Below are 12,501 nucleotides of genomic sequence, written 5' to 3'. Positions count from 1 at the left end.
GTTGTCCGGGGCTATGGACCGGCCGATGTCCTGCTCGACGCTCTCCAGGTGGGCGATGACGTGCCATCGCGCGAGTTCGCCCCGCCGGGAGCGGATCGCGTCGCGGATGGCGCGGTGTTCGGTGATGGACTTCTCAGGCCGCTCGGGCAGGTCCCATGTGGCGCCGCGCTCCTGGAGGAGCTGCTCGCCCATGGTGTTCGCGAGTTCGAGCAGCGCTTCGTTGTGCGCGCCGGCGATCAGCGCGCGGTGGAATTCGACGTCGGCCTGCACCATCGCGATCAGGTCGCGGTCGCGGAACGCGGCCTCCATCCGGGCGAACGCCTCGTCGAGCGCGGCGAGGTCCGCCTCGGTGGCGCGCTGGGCGGCGAGCTCGGCGGCGAAGGACTCCAGGCCCTTGCGCACCTCCAGCATGTCGTGGACCTGGTCGGCGTGCCGGGCGGTCCACTGGCGCCATTCGGTCCGCAACGGCCGGGAGTCGCCCGAGGAACGGACGAAGGTGCCGACGCCGTGCCGGATCTCCACCAGCCCCAGGGTCTGCAAGAACTGCAGGGCCTCACGGACCGTGCCGCGGCTGACCTTGAGCTGCTCGCTCATGTTGCGCTCGTTCGGCAGCTGGTCGCCGGGCTGGAACGCGCCCTCCTCGATCTGCCGGGACAGCTCGCGGATCACACGTTCCTTGATCGGTTCGGAGCGCAGCGGCTCAAGCCTGGGCTCACCGCGCGACATCGGCGTCACCTGTCGTGCCCCAATCCGTGTCTCACACCGGTCGTCGTCGCCGGCGTTTCTGTTGTTTATCGGCCCGCGCTCCGTGCAGTCGTAGCACGGTCCGGCAGCGCGAGCGCCGTCCAACCGAAGGGGTTGGACCTCCATCCTCATGGTACCCGTCCCATTGACATCCGGGCGAGCGGCGGTCTTTGATGACCTGACGTCGGAGGTCGAACCAGAGAGGCCGCCATGAGGTCCACCACGTTCTCGATCGTCGCCTGCGACCCCGTCCGGCGGGAATGGGGGGTCGCGATCGCCTCCCGATTCCTGGCCATCGGCGCCCTCAGCGCGTGGGCGGAGGCCGAGGTCGGCGCCGTCGCCACGCAATCGTTCATCCATGTCGCGCACGGAGAAGAGGGACTGCGCCTGCTGGCGGGCGGCACGTCCGCCGCCGAGGCGCTCGACCGGCTCCTGGCCGGCGACGATGGGCGCGAGCTGCGTCAGGTCGGGATCGTGGACGCCGCGGGCCGCTCTGCCACGTACACCGGTTCGCGCTGCATGGACTGGGCGGGCGGCCGGACCGGCGACGGCTATGCGGCCCAGGGCAACATGCTCGTCTCCGCCGCGACGCTCGACGCCCTGACGTCGGAGTACGAGTCGCGGGCGGGGGAGCCGCTGGGCGACCGGTTGCTCGCCGCGATGGAGGCCGGACAGGCGGCGGGCGGTGATCGCCGAGGCCAGCAGTCCGCGGTCCTGCGGGTGGTGCGCGAGGGCGGCGGATACGGCGGCGCGAGCGTCGTGATGGACCTTCGCGTCGACGACCACGAGCGGCCGCTGGTCGAGCTGCGCAGGCTGCGCGGGCTGCACGAGCTCTATTTCGGCCGCACACCGGAGAGCCGCTGGCTCGCCGTGGACGGGGACTTGCGAGCCGAGCTGCGCGAACGTCTGCGCTCGCTCGGCCACGACGAGGGCGACCTGGCGGCGGATCTGTTCGCGTGGGCCGGCGTGGAGAACCTGGAGGAGCGAGTCCGGGGCGCCGACCGCATCGACCCTGTGGTACTCACCGAGATCCGCAAGGCGACGAGCGGCTGACACGTGACCGCACCAGGGACCGCCACCGAACGAACCGGCCCGTGCGATGCCCCCCGACAACCAGACGCCGCACCTCGGGCATCTCCTGGGCGGCAGGTTCACGCAGTGATCACCCCACGCCCGACCCTGCCCCCTGCAGCCGAACGTGTGAGAGGGAAAGCGCGCCGAGCCATGCGTGCTGAGAGATGCGGCCAAGGAATGGGGCCGCGAGGGATGGGGCCCGCGATTGGACGAGTGCGCGGGAGATGTCGGCGTCGGAGTCGTAGGTGGTGAGGACGAGGACGCGCGGGTCCGGCAGCGCGATGAGGTGCCGGGTCGCCTCGACGCCGTCGCGTGCCGAGGGATGGGGTCGAGAGATGCGCGTCGAGAGATGCGGCGGAGGGATGGGGGCCGCGAGTGGTGCGGTCGAGCGGATGCGTGTCGAGGGATGCCGCCTGGCCCGGGGGTCGAGGGATACGTGCTGAGGGCTGCGTGCTGAGGGCTGCGTGCTGAGGGCTGCGTGCTGAGGGCTGCGTCCGAGGGATGCGGTCGAGGGGTGCGTGCCATAGGGGATGGGGCCGAGGGATGGGTGCTGAGCGGATGTAGGCCAGGTCTGTGCGGGCTGAGGCGGAGCAAGTCGAGAGAACGAAGGAGCGAGATGTCTGTTGACCGCGATCCGACGAGGGACGGTGGCGGGCGGCCCGCGCAGGGACGTCGACGCGATGTGCCGGAGCCTGAGCAGGGGCTACGAGATGAGGCGGCGGGATCTGAGCAGGGGCTCGGGCGCTGGGATGAGGTCGCCGGAGCCCAGCGGGAGCCTGCCGGCGGCGATATCGGGCCTGCGGCGGACGTGCGGGAAGTGCGGCGGGTGCACGGGCAGTGGTGGGAGGCGAACCAAGGGCTGGACGTCGAGCGGATGCGCGAGTGCTTCGCCCCCGCCTATCTGATGTGGAATCTCAACGGCCATCCGTATTACGGGCTCAACGAGAAGGTCGCCCTCTTCCAGTACTACAAGGGCAGGCTCGTGCCCACCGAACCGCCCCGGCTCTGGGACGTCAGGGTCGTCGTCGACGGGGACATGGCGTACGTGACCTCGGAGGGTGTGCTGCCGTTCGAGGTCACCGGCGACGGATCGGGGTCGGCCACCCTGGACGCGGTCGTTCCGCTGTACGACGGCGATGGGCGGACGGTGCACGTCCGGTTCCGCGAGACGTGCGTCCTGCGACGTGACGACGGTGAGGGCGGGCGCACTTGGAAAATCTGGCATTTCCACTGCTCTCCGCTCGCACCGGAGCACGAGCCGCGGCCGGGTTTCGGGGACACGGCCGCCGGACGGCGGTCGGTGAGGGTATTGACGGCCGGCCGCCACCTGGCTAAGAATGAGCGCACAGAGGTCCGACCTCTTACCTCGAACCCCGAGAAGGGCTGAAAGCAGTGGCAATCCTGCACGCAGGCATCGCGACGTTTCTCCAGTCTCCCCACGTGGCGCCGGAGAGATCCGAGCTCCGATCAGTGGGCGCCAATGTGGCGGTCCTCGGGCTTCCGTACGACAGCACGACCGTCACGCGTCCGGGAGCGAGCCACGGCCCGCGCGCGATCCGCGACGCGTCATCGCACTTCTCGTTCGGCGCCGGCTACCACTTCGACTACGACGTCACCATCTCCGACCACCTCAAGATCGTCGACTGCGGTGACGTGGACGGCGCTCCGGGCCGCGCCGCCGTCACGGTCGAGCGGGCGGAGCGGGCGCTGGACGAGCTCTACGCCGCAGGCTGCTTCCCGGTGCTGCTGGGCGGCGACAACATGACCACCATCCCCGGGGCCCGGGCACTCGCGCGGCACCTTGACGGGCCCATGGGCTTCATCATGTTCGACACCCACCTCGACACCGCGCCGGACATCGACGGCGAGCCGCTCTCGCACTGCTCTCCCGTGCACCGGGTGCTCGACCTGCCGAACGTCGACGGGAGCAACGTCGTCCTGATCGGCATCCACGGCGCGGCCAACCCGAAGTACGAGAAGGACATCGCCGAAGAGCACGGCGTGCGGGTCTTCACCGTCCGCGACGTGGACCAGCTGGGGATCGACGAGGTGGCCCGCCGCGCCCTGGCCGCCGCGTCCGACGGCACCGCGGGCGTCTACCTCTCCATCGACATCGACGTGCTCGACGGCGCGTACGTCTCGGGCACCTGTGGACCAGAGATCGGAGGACTGACCGGGCGTGAGATCGTCCGGGCCCTGGAGATCGTGGCAGCCGGGCCGATCTGCGCCGCGGACTGCGTCGAGGTGGCGCCGATGCTCGACGCCTCCGGGAACACCGCGCGCGTCGCCGCTCGCCTGGTCATCGACATCCTCGCCGCCCGGGCATGCCGCGCCCGCGACGGCCACCCCCTTCCCTCCGCCCCCCGCGCATGACCGAGTCCGCCGTGACAGCCGCGTCCACCGCGCCTACCCGAGCCTGCAGCGGGTGGCCGAGCCTGCCGCCTAAACCCGAGTTCGTCGCGCTTGGTCGGCCTGCCATGCGTGGCCAAGCCTGCCGCGAACACCCGAGCCCGTCGCGGGTGACCGGGCTCGCTGCGCACACCCGAGCGTGCCGCACATGTCCGAGTCCGCCACACATGATCCTGTCCGCCGTGCGTGGCCGAGCCTGCCGCGAACACCCGAGCCCGTCGCGCGTGGCCGGGGGCGCAGCGCACCCCAGTGTGCCGCGCATGACCGAGTCCGCCGTGGCCGTCGCGTATGCCCGAGCTTGCTGTGCGTGGTCGGGGGCTGATGCGCGTGGCCGAGTGTCCGAGTTCGTGTGTGGACGGGGGTCTGGCGCGTTTTCGAGTCCGTTGTTCTTGACCTAGTCCGCCGCGTATTGACCAGCGTGGTTCTGGTCGATGCGTGTGAAGCATCTGAAGACGGCCTGCATCGCAGGCGACGAAACGAGATTGGAAGCGCATGACCGACGTTCTGGCGACCAAGCCGTACATCGATCCGTCCCGCACCGCACTGTTGGTCATCGACATGCAGAAGGGATTCTGCGACCCCGAGAGCCGGATGGAGAAGGCGGGGATCGGCACCGCCAACCAGCGGGCGGCCCTGCCCCGGATCCTCGAGCTGGTGGAGCTGTGCCGGGGGTACGGGATGCCGATCCTGTGGTCGCAGCAGATCCACTACCCGGAGGACGTGACCCGGCGCCGCCGCAGCATCCCGTCCCACATCGACAAGCAGAAGTGGGCGCCGTGCCTGCGCGGCACCTGGGAGGTCGACTTCGTTGACGAGGTGACCGAGGTCCTGCGTCCCGAGGACATCATCGTCGAGAAGCACCGCGCGTCGGTGTTCTTCGAGACGACGCTCGACACCAAGCTGCGCATGCTGGGGATCGAGCAGATCATCATCTCCGGCTGCAACACCGACTTCTGCGTCGAGACCACGATCCGCGACGGCTACTACCGCGACCTCGACGTGATCGTCGTCCGCGAGTGCGTGGCCGGGCCCCGCAAGCAGTTCCACGAGGACACGCTCGCGAAGGTGGAGACCTACTTCGGTGCCGTCGTCACGCTCGACGAGCTGCCCTCGGTGGTCATCTCACCGGAGGCCGTGGAGGCGTCGGCATGACGGTCGGAGCTCAGGCCGGACGGCGGCTGCGGCTCGACCCGTCGGTGTTCGAGATCGTCAGACATCGGCTCTGGTACATCAACGACGAGGGCGCGCTGACGATCAGCAGGCTGTCGGGGTCGCCGGTGGCCACCGAGGTGTTCGACATGAACACCGGGCTGATGACGGCGAACGGTGACCTGGTCTATATCGACAACTTCATTTGCGCGCAGGCGACGACCCTGTCGGCGCACGTGAAGCACCTGCTGGAGTCGTACGCCGACAACCCGGGGTTCGCGGACGGCGACGTGTTCCTGTGCAACGACCCGTACGTCTCGGTCTGCCACCAGAACTGCGTCCAGGTCGTCGCGCCGATCTTCTACGAGGGTGACCTGGTGGCATGGGCCGGCGCGTCGCTGCACGCGATCGACGTTGGAGGTCCGACCGCGGGCCAGGTCCAGCCGGACGCCGCCGACATCTACGGGGAGCAGCCGCTGATCGGGCCGATCAAGGTGTACGAGGGCGGCAGGTTCCGGCGGGACGTCGAGAACACCTACCTCAACAACTCGCGGCTGCCCGAGCTGCTCGGCCTCGACCTGCGGGCGAAGGTCGCGGCGGTGCAGGTCATCCGCACCCGCCTGGTGGAGACGCTGCGCGAGTTCGGCGCCGAGACGGTGCTCGCCGCGATGGAAGACGTCATCGACTACACCGAATGGCGGCTGCGGGCGCGGCTCGCGGAGCTGCCCGACGGCACCTGGCGGCACCGCGCGTACATCGAGTTCGGCGACGACATCTACGACTGCCACGTCACGATGCGCAAGGACGGCGACCACCTCGCGTTCGACTTCACCGAGACGGCCGACCAGGCGCCCGCCGTCATCAACTGCGCGCGTCCCGCGCTGCACGGCGGGGTGCTCGCCGCGGTCCTGGTCTACCTGTGCTGGGACATCCCGTGGTCGCCGGCGGGCGTCCGGCGCGCGCTGACCATCGAGTCCCGCGAGGGCTCGGTGGTGGACGCGGCCCGTCCCGCCGGGGTCTCCAAGTCCACCACGACCTCCATCTGGGAGGTCCGCAACCTGGCCAGCATCACCTGCGGGAAGATGCTCGCCGCCAGCGACCTGCACCGGCACCGGGCGATGGCCGGGTGGCAGGGCGTCAAGGCGCTGGAGGAGCTGTTCGGCTACGAGGCCGACGGCGAGCGCTTCGGCGGCCCGCTGCTGGACGGCATGGCCGGCGGCGGGGGCGCGCTCGCCACCCGCGACGGCATCGACACCGGCGGGCACACCAGCTCGCTGCGCGCGACCATCGCCAACGTCGAGAGCTACGAGCTGCGCTACCCGATCCTCTATCTGTACCGGCGGCAGACCCGCGACTCCGGCGGGCCGGGCAAGTACCGGGGCGGCGCCGGGCCCAGCATGATGTACATCGTCCACGGGGTCGAGGAGATCCCGACCAAGATCCTGCACACGTTCGGGGTGGAGCAGCCCGAGTCGCCCGGACTGTGCGGCGGCTACCCGTCCACGACGAACCAGTTCGCCATTGTTCGGGGGTCGGACGTCCGGGCACGTCTGGCGCGGGGCGAGGTGCCGCAGGAGCTCGACGAGATCGACGGCACGCTGGAGGTCTTCGGCGCGTTCGCCGCCACGTCGATGCGGTCCGACGACGTGTACCGGGTCGTGTCCATGGGCGGCGGCGGTTACGGAGACCCGCTGGAGCGCGACCCCGCGCTCGTCGCCCGGGACGTCGGCGCCTTCCTCGTCAGCCGCGAGTGGGCGGAGCGCGTCTGGGGCGTCGTCCTGGACCCCGGCACCCTCCAGGTGGACGCCACCGCCACCATCCGCCGCCGCGCCGACCTTCGCCGGGAACGTGCCAAAGCGGCCGGGCTTCCTGGCCCCTCCGGGGATGGGCCACTAGGAGCCCCTGCGGGCTCTTCTGGGAGGGACGGCGACGGTGCCGTCGCTGGGGAGCGGTTGAGCGAGGCGCTGTTTCGCGGGCCCGCCGAACCATCCGGCGAAGGGCCGGTGTACCGGTGCCGGTGCGGTCACGTGCTCGGCGCCGCCGACCGTCCGTACAAGGAGCTCGCCGCGCAGGCGCGCTTCCCCGTGCAGCGGATCGGCCCGGAGGTCAACCCGCACAAGATCAACGGCGCCCGATTCGAGCTGCGCGAGTTCTACTGCCCCGGCTGCCTGGCCCTTCTGGAGGTCGAGATCGCCCGTCCCGGCGATCCGGTCCTGGACGACGCCCGCCTGGCCTGGGACGACGCCCGCCCGGCCCGACACGAGGACGCGCGGCAGGGGGAGAACCGCTCATGAGCTACGTCATCGCCGTCGACAGCGGCGGCACGTTCACCGACTGCGTCGTGCTGGACGGGAACGGCACCGCCACCCGCGCGAAGGCGCCGTCCACGCCGCCGCAGTTCGAGCAGGGCGTCCTGGACGCCGTGACCCAGGCCGCCCGGCAGCTCGGCATGCCCTTGGGGACGCTGCTGGCCGAGACCAGCCTGTTCGCGCACGGCACCACCGTCGCCACCAACATCCTGATCACCAGGACCGGCCCGCGCACCGCCCTGCTCACGACCCGCGGCCATGAGGACGTGATGCTCATCGGCCGGACCGTCCAGAAGGTGGCCGGGCTCTCCGAGGCCGAGATCATCAACGTCGCCGCGCTGTCGAAGGCCGAGCCGCTGGTGCCGCGGACGAGCATCCACGGCATCGACGAGCGCGTGGACCGCGCCGGTCAGATCGTGGCGCCGCTGAAGCTGGACCGGCTCGAGGGCCCGGACGGGCTCCGCAAGCGGCTGCGGGACGCGGGCGTCGAGTCGATCGCCATCAGCCTGCTGTGGTCGTTCCTCAACCCCGAGCACGAGCGGAAGCTGCGCGAATGGCTCACCGACGGCGACGACGGCGACGGCGGCGAGGGCGGTGAGGGCGGGGACGGCTGGTTCGTCACCGCGTCCAGCGACCTCGCGCCCGTGATCCGGGAGTACGAGCGGACGTCGACGACCGTGCTCAACGCCTACCTGACCCCCGGCGTGCATCGCTACCTCGACATCATGGCCGAGCGGCTCCGGCACGAGGGGCACCGGGGCGCGATCACCGTGATGCACTCCTCCGGCGGCGTCTCGTCCATCGAGGAGGCGCGCGAGCGGGGCGTGGCGCTGCTGTCGTCCGGCCCGGCAGGCGGGATGCTCGGCGCGCGGAACCTCGCCGCTCGGCTCGGCCTCGACCGGGTGATCGCGACGGACGTCGGTGGTACGAGCTTCGACATCGGGATGGTGGTGGACGGCGAGCCCGCGTACGCGGAGGCGCCGATCTTCGCCCAGCATCCCGTGGCGCTGCCGATCATCGATGTCGCGTCGATCGGCGCGGGCGGCGGCAGCATCGCCTGGGTGGAGAGGGAGACCGGCGTCCTCAAGGTCGGTCCTCAGAGCGCGGGCGCCTCGCCGGGACCCGTCTGCTACGGCGCCGGCGGCACCGAGCCGACGGTCACCGACGCCAACGTCGTGCTCGGCCGCATCGACCCCGCCAACTTCCTCGGCGGCCGGATCCGCCTCGACGCGGACGCCGCGCGCGAGGCCGTCCGGGAGCGGGTCGCCGAGCCGCTCGGGCTGACGCCGGAGGAGGCGGCGGCCCGCGTCATCGGCATCGTGGACGCGCAGATGGCCGACCTCATCCGCCGGGTGACGGTGGAGCGCGGCCTCGATCCGGCGCGGCTCACGGTGCTCGCCTACGGCGGCGCGGGCGGTCTGCACGCCGGCGCGTACGCCGCCACGCTGGGCTGCCGGCACGTCGTGGTCCCGCGCGAGGCGGCCGTCTTCTCCGCCATGGGGATCGGGCTGAGCGACGCCAAGCGCATCGCCCAGGTGTCCGACCCGGCGCGGGCGCCGTTCGACCTGGACCGATGGCGGACGACCTTCGACGGCCTGTCCGCAGGGCTGCGCGCGGACTTCGCCTCGGCGAACCTCCCGGCGCACGAGCTCACCCTGCGGCGCTTCGTCGACCTGCAGTTCCGTGGCCAGGTGCACACCGTGCGGGTCCCGGTCGACGACGCCGACCTGGCCGCGTCGGACGGCGGCGAACGCGTCATCGAGCGCTTCACCACCTCCTACGAGGACACGTACGGCCCCGGCACCGCCTACCGGAAGGCCGGCGTGGAGGCCATGACCTTCTCGGTCGAGGCGGTCGCCGGCCTCGGCATACCCGAGCCGGCGCCGCTTCCGGACGAGGGCAAGGACGCCTCCGCGGCGCGCTCGGGACAGCGCCTGGTGCACCTCGGGCCCGGCACGTCCGAGACGGTCCCGACCTACGAGGCGGCGAAGCTGCGTCCGGGCAACCGCCTCGCCGGGCCCGCGATCATCGAGGCGGTCGACACCACGGTGCTCGTCCACCCGGGCCAGCACCTCTGGGTGGACGGCCACCTCAACCTCCGCCTGGACCTCACATGACCGACCAGCCGGCGTGGGGGGTGGCGCTGCCCGGTGACCTGCCGGCGCGCGAGACGGTCGCGCTGGCCCGCGAGGCCGAGGCGCTCGGCTACGACAACGTCTGGGTCAACGACGACCGGCTGCAGCGGGATCCGATCGCGCTGCTGTCCGCGATCGCCGGCGCCACCACCCGCGTCGTGCTCGGGCCGGGCGTGACCAACCCCTACACCCGCCATCCGGCGCTGCTGGCGTCGGCCGTGGCCACGCTGGACGAGCTGTCCGGCGGCCGGGCGGTGCTCGGCCTCGGGACCGGCGGGACCGGCCACCGCCCCCTGGGCATCCGGCGGGAGGCGCCCGCCGCCGCGCTCCGGGAGGCCGTCGCCGTGGCCCGCGGCCTCCTCGCCGGCGAGGAGGTGACGCTCGACGGCCGGGTGGTCCGCACGGACGCGGCGCGGCTCGACTTCGCGCCCGTCCGCGCGGACGTGCCGATCTATGTGGGGGCGCGCGGCCCGCGGGTCCTGGAGGTGGCGGGGGAGGTCGCGGACGGGGTCATCGTCGGCAACCTCGCCACCGCCGAAGGCTGGTCGTACGCCACCGCCCGGATCGCCCGCGGGGCGGCGCGGGCCGGGCGGCGGCTCGAAGACGTGCGGCTCGTGGCCTGGTTCTACTGCTGCGTCGCGGACGATCCGGGCGCGGCGCTGGACGCGATACGCCCGATGGTGGCGACGTCGCTCGCCACCAGCCGGCCGATCCTCGGCGAGCTCGGCGTCGAGCTGCCGGGACGGTACGCGGACGCGATGGAGGCGCATGGTTGGAGCTTGGAGCGCGCCGCCGTCACCGCCGCCGGGAAGCTCCTCCCCGAGGACGTCCTGCGGCGCTTCGGGCTCGCCGGCACCCCGGAGCAGTGCCGCGCGGCGCTGGCCCGCCTGCTCGCCGCGTTCCCGGAGATCGCCCAGGTGGTGATCGTGCCGTACGCCCCGCCCGGCGGCGGAGGAGTGCGGGAGACCCTGGCGCGCTTCCACGCCGAGATCGCCTCCCGGACAGAGGTCCGAAGACCGGGCGCCCGCGCTGGAAGCCCCTGATGGACCCGGTAGACCCGGGGAGCCCGCGGGCTTCCCCTGGAGCCCGAGCAGTCGTCGCAGGAGGGAGGGAGCAACCGATGCGTACACCACCGGCAGGAGGGCCGCTGGTCATGCGCGGCATCGTCAAGCGGTACGGGGCCGTGCGCGCGCTCGACGGCGTCGACCTGGAACTGCGGCCCGGTGAGGTGCACGCGCTGCTCGGCGAGAACGGCGCGGGCAAGACCACGCTGATGAACGTCCTGTACGGGATGACCAGGCCCGACGCCGGGGCCATCGAGATCGGCGGCCGGGCGGCGCGGTTCGCCGCGCCGCGGGACGCGGCCGCCGAGGGCATCGGGATGGTGCACCAGCACTTCATGCTCGTCCCGACGCTGACGGTGGCCGAGAACATGGTGCTCGGCAGGCCCGGTGGGCTCTTCCTCGGCCGGCGGCGGCTGGCGGCGGTGGCCGCGCGGCTGGCCGACCTCGCCCGGCGGTACGAGCTGGACGTCGACCCGCACGCCAAGGTCTGGCAGCTCTCGGTCGGGGAGCAGCAGCGGGTGGAGATCCTGCGGGCGCTCTACCACGAGGCGCGCGTCCTCATCCTGGACGAGCCCACCTCGACGCTCGCCCCGGTGGAGAGCGAGCGGCTGTTCCCCCGGCTGCGCGCGATGGCGCGGGAGGGCGCGGCCATCGTGTTCATCACCCACCACCTCGGCGACGTCATGCGCTGGGCCGACCGGATCACCGTGCTGAGGCGCGGCACGCGCGTCGGTGTCCTGGACCCGTCCGCGACGTCCGAGCCGGAGCTCGCCCGCCTGATGGTCGGCCGCGACGTGGGCAGGATCGCGCCGCGGACCGGCCCGCCCGCCCGCAAGGAAACGGTGCTCACCGTCGACGGGATCACGGCGCACGGGGACAGAGGTCCGATCGCGCTCCGCGACGTGAGCTTCACCGTCGCGGCGGGCGAGATCGTCGCGATCGCCGGCGTGGAGGGCAACGGGCAGCCCGAGCTGGAGGAGGTCCTGATGGGCCTGCGGGCACCGGCGGCCGGGCGGGTGATCCTCGACGGACGGGACGTCACCGGCCTGCCGCCCGGCGCGCGGCTCGGTCACGGGCTCGGGCTCGTCCCGTCGGACCGCAACCGGCGCGGCATCGTCGGCGGCCTCTCGGTCGCCGAGAACCTCGTCCTCGACCGGATCGGGCGGCCGCCGTTCGGGACCCGGCTCCGGCTGTCCCGGCAGGCGATCGAGGACAACGGGGCGGCCGAGGTCGAGCGGTTCTCGATCGCGGTGTCGTCCCCGGCACAGCCCGCCGGGACGCTCTCCGGCGGGAACGCCCAGCGCACGGTGCTCGCCCGGGCGCTGAGCGCGGGCCTGCGCTGCCTCGTCGCCGCGCAGCCGACCCGGGGCCTGGACGTGGGCGCCATCGAGTTCGTCTGGGAGCGCCTGGCCGAGGCCCGCGCCGCCGGGCTCGCCGTCCTGCTCATCTCCACCGACCTGGACGAGGTCATGACCATCGCCGATCGATGCTGCGTCCTCTACCGGGGACGCCTGGTCGCGTCCTGGCCCCGAGAGGACCTGGACCGCGAACAGATCGGCCTGGCCATGGGCGGCGCCCTGACCCCCCCACCAGAGGACACCCGCCGCACCCCCGAGC

The 12,501-nt window shown here is 72.2% G+C and carries 9 protein-coding genes and 1 pseudogene; 8 read left to right on the top strand and 2 right to left on the bottom strand.

The annotated features are described in order from the left end of the window. A partial coding sequence (locus tag E1264_RS31345) for a FadR/GntR family transcriptional regulator (protein ID WP_165964474.1) occupies nucleotides 1–726 on the bottom strand: 726 nt, incomplete at its 3' end. A gap of 228 nt (nucleotides 727–954) precedes the next feature. On the opposite strand from E1264_RS31345, the gene E1264_RS31340 reads away from it, so the two are divergent. Further along, nucleotides 955–1,797 (top strand): DUF1028 domain-containing protein, encoded by an 843-nt coding sequence (locus E1264_RS31340; RefSeq protein WP_132179170.1) that lies wholly within the window; start codon nucleotides 955–957, stop codon nucleotides 1,795–1,797. A 232-nt stretch (nucleotides 1,798–2,029) separates the two neighbouring features. Here the strand turns inward: E1264_RS31340 and E1264_RS45565 are convergent. After that, nucleotides 2,030–2,128 (bottom strand): annotated as a pseudogene (locus tag E1264_RS45565) (DNA-binding response regulator); the annotation flags it as partial. Nucleotides 2,129–2,434: 306 nt separating this feature from the next. Between E1264_RS45565 and E1264_RS31330 the strand changes: the two are divergent. The 7 genes from E1264_RS31330 to E1264_RS31300 all read left to right on the top strand — a co-directional run. Then, nucleotides 2,435–3,205 carry a nuclear transport factor 2 family protein gene (locus E1264_RS31330; protein WP_132179168.1) on the top strand — a complete coding sequence of 257 codons (771 nt, stop codon included), beginning with the start codon at nucleotides 2,435–2,437 and terminating at the stop codon, nucleotides 3,203–3,205. 83 nt (nucleotides 3,206–3,288) lie between these two features. Continuing rightward, nucleotides 3,289–4,191, top strand: a complete 903-nt coding sequence (locus E1264_RS31325; RefSeq protein ID WP_165964473.1) for an agmatinase family protein — start codon at nucleotides 3,289–3,291, stop codon at nucleotides 4,189–4,191. Between the two features lie 528 nt (nucleotides 4,192–4,719). Next, entirely contained in the window at nucleotides 4,720–5,379 is a 660-nt protein-coding gene (locus E1264_RS31320; protein WP_132179164.1) for an isochorismatase family cysteine hydrolase, read from the top strand. Continuing rightward, nucleotides 5,376–7,670, top strand: coding sequence for a hydantoinase B/oxoprolinase family protein (locus E1264_RS31315; RefSeq protein ID WP_132179162.1), 2,295 nt, complete (start codon nucleotides 5,376–5,378; stop codon nucleotides 7,668–7,670). The genes E1264_RS31320 and E1264_RS31315 overlap by 4 nt, the downstream gene beginning before the upstream one ends. After that, the gene (locus E1264_RS31310; RefSeq protein WP_132179160.1) at nucleotides 7,667–9,802 is read left to right on the top strand and encodes a hydantoinase/oxoprolinase family protein; all 2,136 of its coding nucleotides are present in this window, start codon (nucleotides 7,667–7,669) and stop codon (nucleotides 9,800–9,802) included. The genes E1264_RS31315 and E1264_RS31310 overlap by 4 nt, the downstream gene beginning before the upstream one ends. Then, nucleotides 9,799–10,863 (top strand): LLM class flavin-dependent oxidoreductase, encoded by a 1,065-nt coding sequence (locus tag E1264_RS31305; protein ID WP_132179158.1) that lies wholly within the window; start codon nucleotides 9,799–9,801, stop codon nucleotides 10,861–10,863. The genes E1264_RS31310 and E1264_RS31305 overlap by 4 nt, the downstream gene beginning before the upstream one ends. A 77-nt stretch (nucleotides 10,864–10,940) precedes the next feature. Continuing rightward, nucleotides 10,941–12,501 (top strand): ABC transporter ATP-binding protein (locus E1264_RS31300; RefSeq protein ID WP_132179156.1); only part of this gene is annotated, 1,561 nt, incomplete at its 3' end.

Origin of the sequence: Actinomadura sp. KC216 (assembly GCF_004348535.1) — a bacterium.
Classification (GTDB): Bacteria; Actinomycetota; Actinomycetes; order Streptosporangiales; family Streptosporangiaceae; genus Spirillospora.
The sequence above is the reverse complement of the archived record's forward strand: the minus strand, read 5'-3'. Positions and strand labels throughout refer to the sequence as shown.

What these genes read in the sequence shown, in the direction of transcription:
- E1264_RS31340 (WP_132179170.1), top strand. Translation starts at nt 955, where the DNA reads ATGAGGTCCACCACGTTCTCGATCGTCGCCTGCGACCCCGTCCGGCGG.
- E1264_RS31330 (WP_132179168.1), top strand. Translation starts at nt 2,435, where the DNA reads ATGTCTGTTGACCGCGATCCGACGAGGGACGGTGGCGGGCGGCCCGCG.
- E1264_RS31320 (WP_132179164.1), top strand. Translation starts at nt 4,720, where the DNA reads ATGACCGACGTTCTGGCGACCAAGCCGTACATCGATCCGTCCCGCACC.
- E1264_RS31315 (WP_132179162.1), top strand. Translation starts at nt 5,376, where the DNA reads ATGACGGTCGGAGCTCAGGCCGGACGGCGGCTGCGGCTCGACCCGTCG.
- E1264_RS31310 (WP_132179160.1), top strand. Translation starts at nt 7,667, where the DNA reads ATGAGCTACGTCATCGCCGTCGACAGCGGCGGCACGTTCACCGACTGC.
- E1264_RS31305 (WP_132179158.1), top strand. Translation starts at nt 9,799, where the DNA reads ATGACCGACCAGCCGGCGTGGGGGGTGGCGCTGCCCGGTGACCTGCCG.